Origin of the sequence: Streptomyces sp. 2A115, from assembly GCF_052245575.1 — a bacterium.
In the GTDB taxonomy this organism is placed as follows: Bacteria; Actinomycetota; Actinomycetes; order Streptomycetales; family Streptomycetaceae; genus Streptomyces.
Genome location: NZ_JBQQCG010000040.1, coordinates 34785 through 53038, shown reverse-complemented (window position 1 = coordinate 53038; position 18254 = coordinate 34785). Strand labels below are relative to the sequence as shown.

General features: G+C 67.4%; 16 protein-coding genes and 1 pseudogene. 8 read left to right on the top strand and 9 right to left on the bottom strand.

What is annotated here, in order from left to right; translation table 11 throughout:
• Positions 1-9: 9 nt before the first annotated feature.
• Entirely contained in the window at positions 10-2067 is a 2058-nt protein-coding gene (locus ACTWQR_RS30265; RefSeq protein WP_443230376.1) for an ATP-binding protein, read from the bottom strand.
• A gap of 499 nt (positions 2068-2566) precedes the next feature.
• Between ACTWQR_RS30265 and ACTWQR_RS30260 the strand changes: the two genes are divergently transcribed.
• A complete protein-coding gene (locus tag ACTWQR_RS30260; RefSeq protein ID WP_443230375.1) occupies positions 2567-3706 on the top strand; it encodes an aminotransferase class I/II-fold pyridoxal phosphate-dependent enzyme in 1140 nt (379 codons plus the stop codon).
• Entirely contained in the window at positions 3703-4620 is a 918-nt protein-coding gene (locus ACTWQR_RS30255; protein ID WP_443230374.1) for an AEC family transporter, read from the top strand. Before ACTWQR_RS30260 ends, ACTWQR_RS30255 begins: the two co-directional genes overlap by 4 nt.
• Before the next feature lie 152 nt (positions 4621-4772).
• On the opposite strand, the gene ACTWQR_RS30250 is transcribed toward ACTWQR_RS30255, so the two are convergent.
• Positions 4773-5297, bottom strand: coding sequence for a CGNR zinc finger domain-containing protein (locus ACTWQR_RS30250; RefSeq protein WP_443230373.1), 525 nt, complete (start codon positions 5295-5297; stop codon positions 4773-4775).
• Positions 5287-5544, bottom strand: a complete 258-nt coding sequence (locus ACTWQR_RS30245; RefSeq protein WP_443230372.1) for a hypothetical protein — start codon at positions 5542-5544, stop codon at positions 5287-5289. The genes ACTWQR_RS30250 and ACTWQR_RS30245 overlap by 11 nt, the downstream gene beginning before the upstream one ends.
• Positions 5545-6408: 864 nt before the next feature.
• Between ACTWQR_RS30245 and ACTWQR_RS30240 the strand changes: the two genes are divergently transcribed.
• Positions 6409-7464 (top strand): MBL fold metallo-hydrolase, encoded by a 1056-nt coding sequence (locus ACTWQR_RS30240; protein ID WP_443230371.1) that lies wholly within the window; start codon positions 6409-6411, stop codon positions 7462-7464.
• 313 nt (positions 7465-7777) lie between these two features.
• Positions 7778-8632 (top strand): LLM class flavin-dependent oxidoreductase, encoded by an 855-nt coding sequence (locus ACTWQR_RS30235; RefSeq protein WP_443230370.1) that lies wholly within the window; start codon positions 7778-7780, stop codon positions 8630-8632.
• A 188-nt stretch (positions 8633-8820) separates the two neighbouring features.
• Here ACTWQR_RS30235 and ACTWQR_RS30230 read toward each other — a convergent pair whose 3' ends face one another.
• Positions 8821-9009, bottom strand: coding sequence for a hypothetical protein (locus ACTWQR_RS30230; protein WP_443230369.1), 189 nt, complete (start codon positions 9007-9009; stop codon positions 8821-8823).
• A gap of 621 nt (positions 9010-9630) precedes the next feature.
• Here ACTWQR_RS30230 and ACTWQR_RS30225 point away from each other — a divergent pair.
• A complete protein-coding gene (locus ACTWQR_RS30225) occupies positions 9631-11058 on the top strand; it encodes an RICIN domain-containing protein (RefSeq protein WP_443230368.1) in 1428 nt (475 codons plus the stop codon).
• A gap of 95 nt (positions 11059-11153) precedes the next feature.
• On the opposite strand, the gene ACTWQR_RS30220 is transcribed toward ACTWQR_RS30225, so the two are convergent.
• From ACTWQR_RS30220 to ACTWQR_RS30205, 4 genes are all read right to left on the bottom strand, one after another.
• Positions 11154-11543 (bottom strand): hypothetical protein, encoded by a 390-nt coding sequence (locus ACTWQR_RS30220; RefSeq protein WP_443230367.1) that lies wholly within the window; start codon positions 11541-11543, stop codon positions 11154-11156.
• The gene (locus tag ACTWQR_RS30215; protein WP_443230366.1) at positions 11540-11755 is read right to left on the bottom strand and encodes a molybdopterin cofactor-binding domain-containing protein; all 216 of its coding nucleotides are present in this window, start codon (positions 11753-11755) and stop codon (positions 11540-11542) included. Before ACTWQR_RS30215 ends, ACTWQR_RS30220 begins: the two co-directional genes overlap by 4 nt.
• Before the next feature lie 333 nt (positions 11756-12088).
• Positions 12089-13441, bottom strand: coding sequence for an MFS transporter (locus ACTWQR_RS30210; protein ID WP_443230365.1), 1353 nt, complete (start codon positions 13439-13441; stop codon positions 12089-12091).
• A gap of 389 nt (positions 13442-13830) precedes the next feature.
• The gene (locus ACTWQR_RS30205; protein WP_443230364.1) at positions 13831-14823 is read right to left on the bottom strand and encodes an aldo/keto reductase; all 993 of its coding nucleotides are present in this window, start codon (positions 14821-14823) and stop codon (positions 13831-13833) included.
• 123 nt (positions 14824-14946) lie between these two features.
• Here ACTWQR_RS30205 and ACTWQR_RS30200 point away from each other — a divergent pair, with 123 nt between their 5' ends.
• A complete protein-coding gene (locus ACTWQR_RS30200) occupies positions 14947-15582 on the top strand; it encodes a TetR family transcriptional regulator (protein ID WP_443230363.1) in 636 nt (211 codons plus the stop codon).
• Positions 15583-15817: 235 nt separating this feature from the next.
• Here the strand turns inward: ACTWQR_RS30200 and ACTWQR_RS30195 are convergent, their stop codons facing one another.
• Entirely contained in the window at positions 15818-16426 is a 609-nt protein-coding gene (locus ACTWQR_RS30195) for a TetR/AcrR family transcriptional regulator (RefSeq protein WP_443230362.1), read from the bottom strand.
• Between the two features lie 132 nt (positions 16427-16558).
• Between ACTWQR_RS30195 and ACTWQR_RS30190 the strand changes: the two genes are divergently transcribed.
• Complete coding sequence (locus tag ACTWQR_RS30190; RefSeq protein WP_443230361.1) at positions 16559-17398, top strand: alpha/beta fold hydrolase; 840 nt, start codon at positions 16559-16561, stop codon at positions 17396-17398.
• Positions 17399-17559: 161 nt separating this feature from the next.
• Positions 17560-18100: pseudogene (locus ACTWQR_RS30185) on the top strand (helix-turn-helix domain-containing protein); the annotation flags it as partial.
• Between the last annotated feature and the right edge of the window lie 154 nt (positions 18101-18254).

The window sequence follows — 18254 nt, the reverse complement described above, 5'->3', positions numbered from 1 at the left end:
CTGCACGCCTCACTGCTCCGCTGACACGTTCCGGCCCACCGGAAGGATCGGTGTTCCGCTCAGTTCGTGACTCCACAGCACGTCCCTGATGTGCTGCACCGCGGCCGTCAGGTGGCGGCGGTAGGTGCTGAAGGACATTCCGAGGCGCCGGGCTGCCGCTTCCTGGGTGGGGGCGGTCTTGCTGTACGTGGTCGTGAGGACCTGATGACGTGTCTCTCCGCCGCGCTCCCGCAGCAGGGTGTCGATGGCGTGGAGCAGGACATCGTGGAGGTTCTGGTCGTGCTCTACGACCATGCGGCTGCGGTTGAGGGGGTTTGCCGCGAGTTCGCCCGGCCACCACAGTGCACGCACGGCGTCCCGTACGGCGGTGTCGAACTCCGGCCGGGACAGCACCACGTGTTGCGACCGCTCCCGCGGAGCTGTGACGGCAGACGTGCCGGTAGCCACGCCCTCCTGCAGAGCTTTGTGCTTCTTCGCCATCCACGCCATTGCGGACTGCGTACGCCAGTCGTGGGCGAACAGGCAGTAGCCGTGGTCGCCGACTACGGGCCTGGCATCCGTCGGCAGCATGTCGCCGGGCTCAAGGTGAGCGTTCCAGAACCCGTCGTCCCGCATCACGACGAACAACCACGCCAGACGGTCGGCCCGGATGATCTCCGCCGTCACGCGCCACGTGACCAGGTTCAGAGATGCCGAGGGCCGCTGGTACGCCTGCCCGTCCACGATGAACCGTGCAATGGCCATGTGCTCGCCCGCTCGCAGTGGGCTTCCGGCGCGGGCGTGAGACCAGGCGGCGGCCACTACCGGATCGACGTCCTCCCCCTCCGGCCCGCTGAACCGCAGCAACGCCGAAAAGGCAGTGATCTCATCGCTCCGGTTCGAGCGGTAGACCTTGAACGCTTCGGGCTGCCGGTTCAGCCAGAAGCGGGCGATCGCGGCGGACTCGGCGCCCTCCGTCAGGTGGACGAGCTCCACCACGCGGCCCTCGTCGTCAGGCGTACAGGGCATTTCCCGCACCGCGTCCTCGGGGTCCCACACGAGGGTGTCGGCAAGATGATCGAGGGACCGGTCCAGGTACACGAGTGAGTTCATGGCCTGTAGCACCTGTGCGGCGGGCACCTCGCGGACCCGGCCGAGCAGATAGTGGTGCATCCGTCGGCGCAGGGCGGCGAATCCGTCGGGGTCTCGCCAGCGGAGATCGGCGGCCAGCACCTCGCGCACGACATCGTGCGGATAGAGCCCGGAGGCGGTGGATTCGATGAACGGCTGGCTGCGCAGCCAGGCGAACAGGTCGGCGGCGTCTTCGCCCGTCATCGCCCGCAGCAGGGCCTCGGAGGTGACATCGGCCTGCGCGCACACTTCCAACGCCGTGCGGTGCGCCGCACTCGGGGCGTGGCCCACGAGTTGGGCCAGCAACGTCGCCATCACGTCCTGGCCCGGTGACCAGTCGGCAGTACCCCGGGCCCTGCCCGTGTTCCGCTGCACGGCGAGCGTCGCCGCCAGCGACAGGGCCAGCGGATTACCACTGGTGAAGGACATCAGCGCGTGGTGCGTCCCGGCCGGGACACCATGTACCCGTAGGAAGGCGGCGGCATCCTCCCGGGCCAGATCCCGCAACCGCACCACCCGTAGCAGGTCCGCCCACCCCGGATCGGCGACCCAGCGCGGATCGGGGGCCGCGCGGCCGGCCACCACCACGACCGTGCCCAGCGGCAACCGCGGCAAGAACTGCTCCCACAACCAGTGCTCCAGGCCGTGGCAGAGCTCGAAGGTGTCGACCAGCAGCACCGTGTTCGGCTCGCCGATCGCCTTCGCGGCGGCGTGCTCGAAGTCCTCCGGCGTCGCGGCGACCGTACGCCCGTCCACCTCGATCACCAGCCGCCCCGCCTCCCGCGCCTCAAGAGCGAACCGCCTCAGCAGCGCGGACTTGCCGATCCCGCCCGGTCCATGCAGATACAGAACCGACGGCGCGTGGGAGTCTCCCGCCAGCGCGGACCGGAAGACCGCCCGCTCCGCCATCCGTCCCACGAACGCCCGGTCCCGCGCGGCGAACACCAGGTCACCCAACAAGCCACCGTTCCCCGAATCCACTAGCCCTCCACCAACCGAACCGTGCATGGCCGAGCACCTTACGCCGCGCTGCGCAGGCCAACCGATGAGACTAGACGTGCGTCGATACGACTTGGTTCACTCCGGCGCCGGTGGCGCGAGTGCTCGGTGCAGGGACCAGGCGGGCCTGGGCGTGCCATGGCCCCCTGCGCCGTGGTGGGGGAGCTGCGGTCGGGTCTGTAATGGTTGTAATGCCTGGCGAAGTTACATCAGCCTGTCGGTATGAACGGTGTGACACCAGCCCACGGGGTACGGATCCATCCCGCCCGACTCGCGGAGAAGCGGTTCTTCACCAGCAGGACGCAGGCGTGGGCCGCTGCGCGGATCTGGCAGGGCCCACTGCAGGCTCGCAGTCGGCCTGGCCCCGCGTTTCCTCCGGCCCGAGCGCGTGCGCTTGGCTCGCCGCGTTCCCTCGGCCAGTCGTCGGCGGGGGTGCTGAGCGGTGTCTAGTCGCCTCGTGGCACCTGCCGCTTCGCTGATCATGGAGATGGCACGCCGGGCGGCCGAGTACCGTGCGGCGGGCCGTCGCATCATTGACCTGACGCTCGGCGAGCCGGACTTCGCCCCACCTGCGCACGTCGTTTCTGCCGCGCAACAGGCCGCCGCCCGGCCGATGGGCTACACCCCTGCCAACGGGATACCGGAACTGCGCCGTGCCGCGCGGCGTGCGCTGGAACGAGACCGCGCTCTGAGGTACTCGGACGCCGAGGTGGCCGTGGGGTGCGGCGCCAAGCAGGTCATCTTCAACACGTTCTTCGCCACCCTGCGCCCCGGCGACGAGGTGATCATCCCGGCGCCCTACTGGGCGAGCTATCCGGACATGGTTCGTCTGTGCGGCGCCGTGCCCGTGATCGTTCCCTGCTCGGCCGAGTCAGGGTTCAGACTCTCTCCCGACGCGCTGGAAGCGGCCGTGACCGACCGCACGCGCTGGGTCGTGCTCAACGCTCCCGGCAATCCATCGGGCGCCACCTACAGCCATGACACCTTGGCTGGTTTCGCCGAGGTATTGCGGCGCCGCCCCTCGGCGCTGATCCTCTCGGACGAGATCTACGCCCACATCCGCTACCACGCCGGCGACTACGTCAGCATCGCCCAGGTCGCGCCTGACCTGCGCGAGCGGATCCTGCTCGTCGACGGCGTCTCCAAGGCGTACGCGATGACCGGCTGGCGTGTCGGTTGGGGGTTCGGGCCGGCCGAGTTGGTCCGCGGCATCACCGCCGTGCAGACGCACAACTGCACGCAGACCTCGGCCGTGAGCCAGATCGCGGCTGTCGCCGCACTGCAGGGGCCGCAGGATCTTCTGGCGGAGCGGCGTGAGACATACCGTCGGCGGCGCGATGCGGGCTTGGCGATCCTGAAGCGGAGCCGGTACCTGGACACGGCCGAACCTGACGGCGCGTTCTACCTCTTCCCGCGCCTTGCGGTCGGCGACGACATCGCAGCGGCGGACGCCCTCCTCGAAGCGGGATGCGCGACCGTCCCGGGCAGTGCCTTCGGCGCGCCGGGCCACCTGCGGCTCTCCTTCGCCACCGACATCGCCACCCTGGAAGAGGGCTGCCGCATCATCGTCGCCACGCTGGATGGGTTCTCGGAGTGATCGCACTGACCGTAAGGGCGCTCGTTCCGATAGTCCTGCTGATCGCGTTGGGCTACGCGCTCAGACGATCGATGATCACAGCCGAGAATTTCTGGTCCGAAGCCGAGCGCCTCAGCTATCGCGTCCTGTTGCCGGCCCTGTTCCTGCACAGCCTGGCGACCGCCGACATCGACGATCTGCCGGTGGGGGCTCTGACAGGCGCTCTGATCGCCTCCACGGTGGCAGTGGCCGTGCTGGTCATCGCCTGCAAGCCCCTGATGCGGCTGAAGGGCGACGCCTTCACCTCGGTCTTCCAGGGCAGTATCCGGTTCAACAACTACATCGGTGTGACGATCGCTGCCGGCCTGTTCGGCGCCAAGGGCGTCGCTGTCGCCGCGATCTGCAACGCGGCGATCGTGCCCACCGTCAATGTGCTGTGCGTGCTGGTTTTCGCCTGGTTCGGGACCGCGCGCCTGCACTTCTCGGCCATCGTCAAACAGCTCGTGACCAACCCGCTCATCCTCGCCTGCGCAGGAGGCATCCTCCTTCAGGCGCTCGGTCTGAGCCTGCCGCCGGGCATCGAACCAGCACTCCAGACGCTGGGAGCCGCCTCGATGCCGCTGGGGCTGCTCTGCATCGGTGCCGCGCTGCGCTTCGGCACGGCACGGTCGTGGGTGGTCCCGATCCTCGCGTCGTCGTCCGCCAGGTTCGCCCTCATGCCGGCCGCGACCTTCCTGGCGGCGCAGCTCGTCGGCCTGAGCTCCCACGCGCTGATCATCGCCGTGCTGTTCCAGGCCCTGCCAACGGCATCGTCGTCGTACATCCTGGCACGCCAACTCGGTGGCGACGCGCCGCTGATGGCCGGGATCACCGCGACGCAAACCGTCCTGGGCATAGCCGCTGTCCCGCTCGTCGTGTCCCTGGTCCCGGCATAGCGTCGGCCCGACGCTAGCGGCCGTGGTTGAGTTCGGTGCGGTACCGCGCCCCGCAAGGAGGCCGCGGGGAACTGCGCGACCAGCCCCCATCGGTCCGCGCATGCGGCGGAGCCGCATATCGACACCGCATCAGCGTTCCTCCAGCGGAGCGCTTAGCGTTGCTTGCTGCGGTGGCGGCGGACCGCATCGGTGTTTGCGCAGCGGGCGGAACAATAGGTACGGCGGCCGTTGCGGCTTGTGTCGACGAAAGCGGTCCGGCAAGAGCCCAGCGCACATACGCCAAGCCGTTCCCCTTCGGCCTCCATGGTGAAAATGGCCAGCCCTCCGGCGGTCAAGGCTTTCACACGGCTTTGGAGGTCTTGGCCGTCCGGAGCAAAGTGCAGATGTGGTCGCAGGTTGTCGTGCGTGGTCAGATACACACTCCCGGCGCCATCCGCGAGCAGAGCGTTGATGTTCTGGCATCGTTCGGTCTGTGAGGACGCCTCGAAGACCAGCCTCATCCGCTGCGACCACGCCCTGATCTCCTCGCAGGTGGAGCCAGTGACACGTGGACGACGGATCTGATGCTCCCGCAGCGCCCGTTCCAGCGCCTCAGGCATCCATGAACCACTTGAATCAAGGTTCACCAGCGCCACGGCCAGGTGAACCCCAACCATGTTGTCATGCTCAAACTGCATTTGACCATTGCAGCACAGGGGCCTCCGCTCCGGCTACTCGGGCCACTGCCCACTGCTCCCGCAATCCTCCATCGCGTTCGGTGCCGATCCGCTCGGCGCGCCCGTCGGCTTGCTCGCTGAGCGCACGCAGGTGGCCGGAGAACACGGCGGGCTTCCTGCTCGGGAAGACGGACAGCGTGAGCTCATAGGCGCGGAATCCAGCCCTTTTGACCTCGATGAGGCCGACGTACGGCCGGTTCCGCAGCATGGTGCCCCTTGCCGATCGCCCTGCGTAACCTGGGCCCAGGTGATCGCCGAGGTCGCCAGATGGGGTGCCCGGTCCCCTCGGATGCGATGGCGGCAGCCGGCTCCAGTTGCCGGACGACCGCCTCGATGATCTCCGCGCACTCGTGCTGTGGCTCACGGGGTGGTGAATCCGAGATGGAAGATCGCTTGTCGGCGGGTGCCACCGTGTGCCATTGGCGCCAGTCGGATGGCGGCGTCGCTGCGCGTTGGGGCGGCGCCCCGCCCTGGACAGCCCACCCTGTCCCAAGGCTGGTCGGCTATCGGGCGAGCCCGGCCCTGCGGCGACCGCGCAGTCGGCCACGCCCGCGTGTACCGGCGGGGGAGAAGACCCCGTTCCCCGACAAACGGTGCGGAGAGCAAGGAGCGACGGCAGAGTGGGGGAGGGACGCACTGGCACGCGGCTGCGGTAGCACGAAGGCGTTTCTCGGCTTCCCGGGTGATGCTTTCCTGCCACCAACGATCATTCCGGCTCCCGGCGTCAGTCGTCGTGTGGACCGCCGACAGCGGCAGTTGTCCAGCTGCTCCGTTCACGTCGCAGGACGGACGAACGGGGCGAACTCTTCGAGAGCGGGTGACTCGCAGTGCGGTGGCTCGAGGCAGCACGCGAAGCCGATACGATCCCGCTGCGGCACGCGGCAGCTGGACACGACTGAGTTGACATTGAGCAGGTCATGGCCCATATATGCGCAACGCCAACGTAGAGGATGTGTGATGCCCGGCGCTGCCGGGTCGGCACCGCTCGGTCCGCGCCCCGCGCAGACCGGTATCGGCCGGCCGAGCAGTCGCGAGATGTGATCCGCGAAAATAGCGAACTGGTGAATTCTCCATGGCCCACACAACCGAAACAGCCCTGGCGGCCAACCCCTCGTCGGGACTGCCCGGCCACAGCGCACCCATGACTCCTCCGCAGGACCAGGCGGTGTCCGCGAGTGCCCTGCCGGACTACGCGCCGGTGCCGCCCGGAGCGCTGGGTCCGGCACTCAACGAGGACGGCTACTACGTCGGCCGGATCGAGCGGAACCTGTATTGGGTTACGGATTCCATCTACCAGGCGATGTTCCTGACGACTCGTGACGGCGTGGTGCTCGTCGACGCGCCGCCGACCATCGGACGGAATCTGTTGAGGGCGATCCAGCAGGTCGCCCGGGCCAACGACAAGCCGGAAACGGTCACCCACCTCATCTACTCGCATTCTCATGCGGACCACATCGGGGCGTCCTCACTCTTCGGCAAAGACGTGGTACGGATCGGGCACACCGAGACCCGCCGCGTGCTGCAGCGAGCGGGCGACCCGGACCGGCCCGCCCCGGCAGACACTTTCGAGGACGTTTACGTCCTCAACGTGGGTGGCGAGACTCTGGAGTTGAATTACCACGGCCCGAACCACTCGCCGGACAACATCTTCATCTACGCGCCCAAGCAGAAGACCTTGATGCTCGTCGACGTGCTCTACGCGGGCTGGGCGCCCTTCAGGAACCTCGCCATGGCCCAGGACGTTCAGGGCTCGGTGAAAGCCGTGGACATTGCCATGGACTACCCGTGGGAAACTCTTGTCGGCGGCCACCTCGGGCGCCTGGGTGTCCGGGCGGACGGTGAACTGCAAAAGCAATACCTCAGCGACCTCGACACCGGCCTGCGGGCGGCGCTGAACTCGGTTGATCCCACTCCGTTCCTCGAGCGGTACAAGTCCTCGGGCAACGCATGGGCAATCAACAAGGCATACCTCGACGCCCTGGCCAAGCAGGCGGCGGACCCCGTCATCGCCAAGTACCTCGACAGGCTGGCCGGTGTCGACATCTACACCACGGAGAACGCCTTCTCACTGCTCGAGTCGCTACGGCTCGAGTCCAATGTGCTCGGCCCGTTCGCCGTCCGCAATTAGGTCCGTCTTCGTAGATCATCGGATGGTGGATCCCAGCGTGGCGTGTCGAGATGAGCCCCTCGATCAGGATGGGGAGTTACTCACTCCACTGTCACCGCCGACTGTGACGTGCCTGCCTCGCGACCACCACCGGGCAGGCACCATCCGGGACGAGCGCACCTGCTGCAACCTGCTTTCCGCGATTCCCCGGAAAGCTCTCGTCCGGCACGGGTGGATACGGGACGACGTCGACGGCGGAGGCGAACCGAATACACCGTATTCCGTCAACTCGCCGTCGGCACATGAGTTCTAACACGTAATAAGGAGTTTTGGCATGAAGATCGGTGTCGGCTTGCCCAACCAAGTGCGCGAGATGGACCCGTCCATCATCCCCGCGTGGGCTTCACAGGCCGAGACGGCAGGATTCTCGTCGCTCGGAACTGTCGGCCGAATCGCCTATCCGGGCCTCATGGACACCGTCGCACTCGCCGCCGCGGCCGGCGCCACCAGCACGATCGGGCTGATCAGCAACGTCATGCTCACACCGGTGTGGCCGGCCGAACTACTGGCGAAGGAAGTGGCCGGTATCGACGCGGTCTCCGGCAACCGTCTCACTCTCGGTATCGGCCTCGGCAGTCGCCCCGACGACTATGTTGTCGACGGGCGGGGGCCGCGCGGTACGGGCAAGCGGCTCGACCACGACCTCGAGGTCTATCGGAGCGTGTGGCGGGGAGAGACTGCTGACGGCGCGTCAAATCCCCTGGTGCCTACCGGTACGCGCGAGGTGCCTCTGATGTTCGGCGGCATGGCCCCTGCCTCCTTTGAACGCGTGGCGCGCTGGGGTGAGGGATACATCGGCCCTTCGGTTCCGGCGGAGATGGCCGCTCAGGCGTTCGACGCGGCCAGGTCCTCGTGGAAGAACGCGGGCCGTGAAGGATCGCCGAGGCTTGTCGCCATCGCCTACTACGTGTTCAGCGACGCCGAGCAGGGACGGGCAAACGTACGGAACTACTACAGCTCCGCGGATGAGCCGGTCATGGACATAGTCGACAGTGCCATCTGCACCGGGCCGGACGCGATCCGCTCCGCGGTGAGGGCCTACTCGGAGCTCGGAGTCGACGAGATCATCTTCAATCCGGCGCTCGCCGACATCGATGAGGTGGCACGGCTCGCCGACATCGTCCTGTGAACTCCGAGGCCCCCTCTGGCCCCTCTCCGTCTTGGTGATCCTCTACTGGGATGTGCGCATTTTGGCCCGTCGCGACCTCATCTGGTGCCTGATGGCGTCCTGGGCGTAGGGGCCGTACGGCGCAGTGGCCCGCGTGCGCGACGCTTCCCGGGCCACTGCGGGCTCAGGCGGACTTCGCTTTCCTACCCTCAGCCTTGCTCGGCCACCGCCATCACGGGCTCACCCGCGGTGTCCATCACATCCTGGGACGTGAGCTCCCTGTGGTTCAGCACCGGCAGGAGGTCCGCCGGAAGCGATCGCACTCGGCCACGGGAGTGGTGAGCCACGCTGGGCTCCGGGACGTGCGGTTCGTGGGGCTCGGTGGCTGCCATCGACATGGATGGTCCTGACCGGGTCGGTGAGGGAGCGATCGAAAGGACGATGGAGTCCGTGGTGGGTGCGGCGTCAGGCGGCGGAGCATGTCGCTGGACGGCGACGTGCGCACCTGGGACGGTCACACTCCGGTTGGGCCCCGCGGCGAGATAGCCGGTGCCCGCTGACACCAGAACTCCCGTTGGCCGCAACCTCTCCCGAGGTTGCGGCCAATACTTGTGCGCGACTGCGGTCAGGGGTGGCCCAGTTGGGCGAGTCTGAAAAGCAGCCTGTGGCAACACAGGTCGATCAGAACCCAACATGCCGAACGCGACGCCCCGCGAGGCGTTAGCCGGGCGCAAGGCCTGACCGCCTTACGTTATTGAAACTTGACCGACAGGGCATCACGCCGCGCTGACCTGCGACGAAACACTCTGTCGAGTGCGATGGCCAGAGGCGCCCAGCCGCGCCGCGCCCCGTCTTGGGAAGTAGGGAACCTCAGTCGCGTTCACGCCCTTGACGCACAGCCGTAACAGGCAGTCTGATGTGCGACAGCGTTTGATTCAGCCGAATTTTGATCGGTTGTGGTCTGCCTTGTTTCCTCCGAAGGATCCCCAAGGCAGCCGAGTGAAAGGGAAAGACCCTCGATGCGCCGTGCCTGGCTACTCATCCTCGCCGTGCTCCTCAGCCTCGTCCCGCAGGCCCTCGTGAGCGGCACCGCGCACGCGGCGACCGTCACGATCTCCAACGGGACCCAGTTCAGCGACACCACCGGAGCCGCGGTACATGCCCATGGCGGCGGTGTGATCAAGGTCGGCTCCTACTACTACCTGTTCGGTGAAAACCGCAATGAGGACAACTCCTTCCGGTACGTGTCCGCGTACCGCTCGACGGATCTGAAGAGCTGGGAGTTCCGACGCCATGTCCTGACCCAGGCCACCGACCCGGAGCTCGCCTCGGCCAACATCGAGCGCCCGAAGGTCATGTACAACAGCGCCACGGGCAAGTTCGTCATGTGGATGCACAAGGAGCTGGCCACCGACTACACCCAGGCCCGGGCCGCCGTCGCCGTCTCCGACACCGTCGACGGCGACTACACCTGGCAGGGCAGCTTCCGCCCGCTGGGCCACATGTCCCGCGACATCACCGTCTACACGGACGACGACGGCACGGGATACATGATCTCGGCCGCCCGCGAGAACCGTGATCTGCACATCTACCGCCTCAGCCCCGACTACCTCACCGTCGAAAGCCGTGTTCAGCTGCTCTGGCCCGGCCAGCTGCGCGAGGCGCCCGCCCTGTTCAAGCGCAACGGCGTCTACTTCCTGCTCACCTCCGGCGCCACCGGCTGGCGGCCCAACCAGCAGATGTACGCGACCGCCTCCAGCGTCACCGGCACCTGGAGCGACCTGCGGAATGTCGGAGACTCCACCGCCTTCGGTTCCCAGACCACGTTCGTCCTGCCCGTGCAGGGCAGCACGGGCACCGAGTACCTCTACATGGGCGACCGTTGGGGCAACTCCTTCGGCCAGAACGTCAACGCCTCGGAGTACGTCTGGCTGCCGCTGGAGTTTCCCACCGACACCACGATGACCATGGACTGGTTCGCGCAGATCAGCGTTGACACCACGGCCGGGAAGGTCGACGGCGTCGGCGGGCCCTGGGAGACGGTCACCGCGCGCCACAGCAACAAGTGCCTCGACGTCCCCAGCAGGTCCGAGGACGACGGTACCCAGATCACCCAGTACACCTGTAACGGCGGCATGAACCAGTCTTGGTGGTTCAAGGACATGGGCAGCGGATACGTCCAACTCGTCGCCAGGCACAGCGGCAAGTGCATGGACGTGGCCAACAATTCCACCGCCAACGGCAACCCGATCATCCAGTGGAGCTGCGGCACCGGCACCAACCAGCAGTGGCAGCTCCAGGACGCGGGTGACGGCTGGGTCCGCTTCGTCTCACGTCTCAGCGGCAAGTGCCTCGACGTGGCGGACAAGTCCACCGCCGACAACGCCAAGCTCATCCAGTGGAGCTGCGGCACCGGCACCAACCAGCAGTTCAGGCGCGGGGTCTGAGCATCAGCCTCCGCTCCATGCGGCCCGGCCGGATCCTCCGGCCGGGCCGCCTTTCGTGTTGGTCGCGAAGCAGGTGAGGCGGTCGCCCGGCCGCGTCAGTGCCGGGCGAGCAGTACTCCGATCGGTGAGCCCTCCGTGCCCGCCGTGTTCGGCGGACTGTGGCGGGCCGAGTGTAGGAAACAGCGGTGGCGCGGGGTGCCGTCCCTGTTCCGTTCGAACGACTCGGGCGGGGTGAGCGAGCAGAAGTCGGTGGCCGTGGCGACCGTCGTACTGTGGGAGTTCACGGCCCGCTCGCCGTCGAAGGGCAGGTTCGTGCGGTCGGCGTCTCCCGAGATGAACTCCCGTACGGTGGCGGCGCCACCGACTTCGCTGAGACCGACCAGCCCCAGCGGCACGGTGGATTCCGGGTCGTCGAGCCAGTCGACCTCGATGCGAGGGACGTCGGCGTGTGCGGGGACGAGGTAGCAGTCGAGGCCCGCGTTCAAGATGCGTCCGGTGCGCGGGTCGACGAGGGTTTGTCGGACACGTCCATGCCGATCCCCATCACCACGGCGCCGCGCAGCTGGCTCGCGGCGGTTTTGGGGTTGATGAACTTGCCGACGTCGAACAGGCCCAGCGATCGCGCGATCCGGATCTCTCCGGTGGCCGGGTCGATGCGCACCTGGCAAAACTGTGCGCCGGAAGTCCCTTGGCCCACTTCTGGTCCCGGACCAAGTGGGAGAAGAACTGGCCCGGTTGGTCAGCCGGCCGAGCCGGGAGCGCGAGTCGACGGCGGCTTCCACAGCCGATAGCCCCGCGTTGGCCAGTGTGGACTGGTGGCTCTGGCCGATGGTGTGGGTGCGGCTGGTGAGGCTGTCGAGTTTGCGCTTCAGCTTGTCGCAGGCAGCCAGGATGCTGCTGGCCACGATCGCCTCCCTTCCGGCGACGCCGTGATCATGCGGCGCATGGCGGTGCACGTGTGCATATTCGTTCCACGATGGCTTCGAGAGCCGCGTCAATGCCGTATCCGTGATCCGTGCCGAGTTCCATGTCACTCGACGTCACCTGAAGGGCAGTTGCCGGACCCGTGGACCTCGGCGCGGTCGGCCGTCAGCGGCGCATTCCGCGCGGCCGGAAGTGTCCGTCCAAGGCGCGCGAGCGGGGACAGAGTCATCACCACGGGGGAGAGCATCATGCCCGCGGCCGTCGCCAAGAGACTGGTGCGCAACCCCCACTCCTCGGCGAGGAATCCGCCGAGCAGGGAGCCGAGTGGGGACAGCCCCATGCCGACAAACGTGATCGTCGCGGCCGCGCGACCTTGCATCCCGTCGGGAGTGACCGTCTGTCGGACAGCCATGACCGCCACATTCACCAACTGGCCGCCGGCCCCGAACACGAAGCTGACTGCGAGGAGCACGGGAACGGTCACCGCAGAGGAGCCGTTCAGCGCGGGCACACACAAGAACACGCCGTCGCCGAGTGCCGCCGCGGCCACGAGTACCGGGCCGTACCCGAACCGGTTCGGCAGGCGGGCGGCCAGCATGGAGCCCAGGAGCGCGCCCGGCCCTGTCGCCGCGAGTGCCAGCCCGACGGCGGTGCCGGACAGGTGCAGTTCCCGCGGCAGGAAGAGCAGATAGACGGTCATCACGGCCGCGAAGGAGAACTGGAAGGCGGCCGAGGCCAGGCACACGGTCCGCAACGCGCTATCGCTGACGACAAAACGGATGCCCTCGTAGATCCGCCGCCAGACCCAAGAGGGACGCGCCAGGCGCTCCGGGGTCGATTCGACCCGACGGATTCGTCGGATTGACAGGAACGACAACGTGAAGAACAGCGCGCTGGAGGCGGCAGCGATCGGCGCCGACAGCAGGGACACCAACGCACCGCCGAGGGCGGGACCGCCAATCTGAGCCGCAGACCGGCTGCCCTCGAGCGCGCTATTGCCCCGCACCAGCTGATCGCGTTCCACCAGCCGTACAACAGACGCCTGGTATGCCACGTCGAAGAACACGGAAAGGGCCCCGATGGCGAAGGCGATCACGAACAGCGCGGGCAGCCCGAGCCAGCCGAAGAGGCCGGCCACGGCGGCGGCACCCAGGGCAACGGCTCGGCCGGCGTCTGTCAGTACCATCACTGTGCGGGTCCGCCACCGGTCCACCCATGCGCCGACGAAGAGCGAGAGCAACAGGATCGGCGCCTGGCCCACGGCGCGCAGGACGCCCAGCTGGGTGGCACTGGCATTGAGCGTCAGGACGGCGAAGAGCGGAAGAACAACCAGGCCTGTGTGTTCCCCGAGTTGGGAGGCGGTCTGCCCCACCCAGAGTTTGCGGAAGTTGCTGTCCCGCCACAGGCTTGACGGAACGGGTCGACCGGAATCGGATACAGCGGAGGAAGCGGACGGCACAGGGATCCCTCGGGTCGCCGACAACGAGGCCTGTTACCGGGCACACGACGGGTGTGCCGACGGTTCAGGCAGGAGAAGGCTCGCTGTGCCGCAACATCAAGGGCAGCACGCGATGACAGGCGGATCGGCCTACAACGTCAACGCGCGCTCTGGCGACCGGGCATGTCTGCAACTCCTCGTGGGTCAACTCGCTGCACCCGGACATTAGCGCCCGGTTGCTCAGGGCGAAAGGCAATTAGGGTTCGGGGCAGGCGGTCAGACCCTGTTCCGCCCCGACGGAACCTCCCGCAGCCCTGCATGGGGCATCCCTTACAGCACTCTCATCCAGCGCCGTCGCATCCGGCAGTTGCATGTCGGGCGACACGGTGTCGGGTCAGCTGGTGGAGAAGTCAGCTGGTGGAGAAGCTGGCCAGGCTGGCGGCCGGGTAGCGGCTGCCAGCCGCACCCGCGGGGATGATCTCGGTGATGCGCTTGAGGTCGGCGCTGGTGAGTTCGACGTCGGCGGCGCCCGCGTTCTCCTCCAGGCGCTTGGCGCTGCGGGTGCCAGGGATGGGAGCGATGTCGTCGCCCTGGGCGAGCAGCCAGGCAAGGGCGAGCTGGGCGGGGGTGATGCCCTTGGCGGCGGCGAGCTGCTTGAGCTGCTCGGTGGCGCGCAGGTTGTAGGTGTAGTTCTCGCCCTGCCAGCGCTCGTCCCAGCTGCGCATGTCGTCCGCGGGGTACTCGGCGGCGGGCTTGACCACACCGGTCAGGAAGCCGCGGCCAAGCGGGGAGTAGGGCACCAGGCCGATGCCCAGCTCGCGCAGGACCGGCAGGGTCTTCTCCTCCAGTTCACGCTCGAAGAGCGAGTACTCGTACTGGAGGACCGAGACGGGGGTGGTGGCATGTGCGCGGCGGATGTACTGGGGGCCGACGTTGCTCAGGCCGAAGTACTTGACCTTGCCTTCCGCGATCAGCTCGCCGACGACGCCCGCCACCTCTTCGACGGGCACGTCGGGGTCGGAGATGTGCTGGTAGAAGAGGTCGATGCGGTCGGTCTGCAGGTAGCGCAGGCTGTTCTCGGCGACCTTGCGGATGTTGTCGGGGCGGCTGTCGAAGGCGGAGGCGATCGGGTCGGCACTCATGTCGAAGCCGAACTTGGTGGCCAGGACCACGTCGTCGCGGAAGTCCTTCACGGCTTTGCCGAGCAGGATCTCGTTGCTGCCGGTGCCGGTGCCGTACAGCTCGGCGGTGTCGAAGAAGTCGATGCCGAGTTCATGGGCGCGGTGGATGGTGGCGGTGCTCTCCTCCTCGTTGGAGGAGCCGTAGGCGATGGTCATTCCCATGGTGCCGAGGCCGAGCGCGGAGACGCGCAGGCCCTGCGAGCCCAGAGTGCGGTGCTGCATGAGTTCTCTCCGTTCGTCGCCGATCCGGCATCCAGCAGGGCCGAACCGAACTGTTTGGTATTGACCTTAGCGCCGTGAGCCCGGATCGCCAAACGAATCAGTTCGGCCGTTTATCCTGGGTCTATGCCTCGTTCCACGTCTCCCGATTCGACCGCCGAGCCCGCAGCCGCCCCGGACAGCACCGACTCGACGCGCGAGCGGATCGTCGCCGCCGCCATGGAAGAGTTCGCCCGTCACGGCATCGCCGGCGCGCGCGTGGACCGCATCGCCAAGCAGGCCAGGACCAGCAAGGAGCGCGTCTATGCGCACTTCCGCGGCAAGGAGGCGCTCTACGGCCACGTTGCAGCCAAGGAGCTGGCCGAGCTCGCGGAGGCCACCAGGATGGATCCGGCCGACCTGCCTGGCTATGCGGGCCGTCTCTTCGACCACTTCACGGCCCGCCCCGATCACCACCGCCTGATCAGCTGGGGACGCCTCGAACTGGCCGGCTCAGCTGTCGCCGACACCGGCGCCGATCCCACGAGGGCGGCCATCGCCCGCAAGCTCGACCAGCTCCGACAGGCACAGCAGGCCGGACAGCTCGATCCCGCCTGGGACCCGGTCCACGTCCTCGCCCTGGTCAACCAGATCGCCACCACATGGGCCGCTCAGCCCGAGATGGGCACTGCCGCAGCCGAACAGGCCGCAGACACCTCGACCGCCGCCCGCCGGGAAGCCGTCGTGTCCGCGGTCGAGCGTCTCTTCCTCCGCCCGGGCTGAGGCAGCCGGGGCTCAGGTTAGCGCCGCAGCGTCTCGATTCCGGCCCGGTCATCGCGGGCGGGCCGTCGCGCAGGAGCTCCTGGCGACGGACCCGTGGCAGTTCCAGGCCGCGTGTGTCGATGCTCGTCGATCGGTTGAGAGACGGCTTCTCACGCCGCTCAACGACTCGGAACCGCAGCCGTTCTGCGTCAGTATCTGACCGTCGGGTGGCTGCGCTTGTGCCGGTCGGCTGTGGTCAGGCTTCCGGGCTCCGCGCCGCCGGCTGGTCGCTGTTGCCTTGTGCCAGTGACGTGAGAATTTCCTTGCGGCAGACGTCGAGGATTTCGTCTGCCAGCGGAGAACCGTCCGGGCATGCCCGCGACAACATGATCGCGCCGATCGAATGGGCGAGCATGTCGATCACCATGGCGCGATCCGCGCGCTGGCGCGCATCCCCCGACGTGTCGCTTTGGGCCTGAAGGGCCGTCAGCAGGCCCTCGATACCAGCTGCGAACTCTGTTTTGATGTCCGCCGGCTGACGTGCGGCATCGCCGCTGAGGGCTGCGATGGTACAGCCGTCACTACGCCCGTCGCGATGCTCCCGGGAGACGTAGTTCTCGACGAACTCGGCAGGGTCCCGACCTTCTGCCCGTGCCGCGGTCTGCGAGAGCCCGCTCGCGGAGGCTTCGGCCATCAGGTCGGCCTTGGAGCGGAAGTGCTTGTAGAACCCGCCATGGGTGAACCCGGCGGCTGCCATCAGTTCTGCCACGCCCACACCGTCATAGCCGCGCTCACGGAACAGTCTGGCGGCTGTCGCGACGATGTGCGCACGGTTGCGCTCCGCCTGTGCCTTGGTGACCCGCATGTCCAACCGCCCCCTTCTTCGGCCGACGCTCGATGATCCAGCATACATAGATGTCGATCGACATCAAAGTGGTTGACTTTTTAGATGATGACCGTCATCGTATTGCTCACCTCCTCCAGAAAGGCCCAGGCCATGAGTGACACGCACGTGACCGCACCGACTCAGTACATCGAGGTCGACGGCGACCGATTCGCCTACCGACGCTGGGGCAAGCCCTCTGGCGTCCCGCTCTTCCTGGTCCAGCACTTCCGCGGGGGGATGGACAACTGGGACCCTCTGCTCACCGACGGCCTGGCCGAAGGCCGTGAGGTCATCCTGTTCAACGGGCGCGGCATCGCCTCGTCATCCGGCACGCCGCGTAACCGGATGGAGGACATGGCCGACGACATCGCCGCGGTCATCCAGGCGCTGGGGCTGGAGCAGGTAGATCTGCTCGGCTTCTCGCTCGGCGGTTACCAGGCACAGGAGGTCACGCTGCGCCACCCCCAGCTGGTGCGCAAGCTTCTTCTGCTCGGCACCGGCCTCCGAGGCGGGGATCCCACGAGTGACCCCAAGGTGCCTGAGTACGCACTGAATCCGGTCCCCGTCCTGGAAGACTTCCTCTTCCTGTTCTTCGGCCGCTCAGAAGCCGCGCGCGAAGCGGGCCGCACCTTCTGGGAGCGACGCCACCAGCGCGCCGACCAGGACACGCCGAGCTCGCCCGCGGTCGCACAGGCGCAGTTCGAGGCGACTATTGCCTATGCGGAACCGCTGCCGGGCGAGAACCCCTATGCCCACCTGAACGCGATCACCCAGCCGACGCTGGTCCTCAACGGCGAGAACGACGTGATGATCGCCTCGATCAACTCCTGGCACCTCGCCCAGAACATTCCCAATGCTCAACTGCTGATCTACCCCGATGCCGGGCATGGAGCGCAGTTCCAGTACCCCGAGCGGTTCCTGAAGCACGCCATTCAGTTCCTCGACGAGTAGCACCTGCAGGGCTCGGTGTAGTCGCCGACGCCAGGTCCGTCGCCGATTTTCCTGCCGAGGATCAGTCGGTGGCTCCTGCCGAACGGAGCGAGCGGCCGAGATCGCCGACGACCAGACGAGGGTGGCGACGCCACCACCCTCATGTCGATGGGGTCGAATCCGCTGATCCGGTGCTGCAGGCCGGTCCCGGCGACACCCCGCGCCGTCGGAGGCGCGCTGTCGGGGATCGCCGTCAGCGACGCCCCGCCCGCGCTGCTCGACGCTGTGGTCCGTCTGTGCCTGCTCGACGAACCCCCGCGACCGCGCCGTCCTGGCCCCGCTGTGCGCCAGCTCGGCCTGGCCGACAGCAGCCTCAGCCACGTCTCCCGGGCGGTGCGCTGGATCCGCGAGCGCTACGCGCAGCCCTTCCGGGTCGAGGACGTGGCACGCCTGTCCGGCATGAGCGTCTCCGCGTTCTACCGCAACTTCCAGGCGGTGACCGCGATGAGCCCCATTCAGTTCCAGAAGCAGATCCGGCTGCAGGAGGCCCGGCTCCTGCTCGCGACCCACCCGGGCGACGTCACCGGAGTCGGCCATCGCGTCGGCTATGACAACCCGTCACAGTTCAGCCGGGAATACCGCCGCCAGTTCGGCGCCCCCCTGAGCCGGGACGCGGCCCGCCTGCGGAACACCGCACGCAACCCCGCGGGCGTCCTGCCCTGAGCGGGGTTGCACCACGGAGGAGGATCGTGCAAGGAGAAGCGAGGATAGTTCTACTATTTCCCCAGGTCAGAGCGATTCAATGGGATCACCAGTTCTTCCGCGAGGCAGAAAAATGCCTGTCCATCCGCGGATCCCACCACGTCGCAAGGATCAC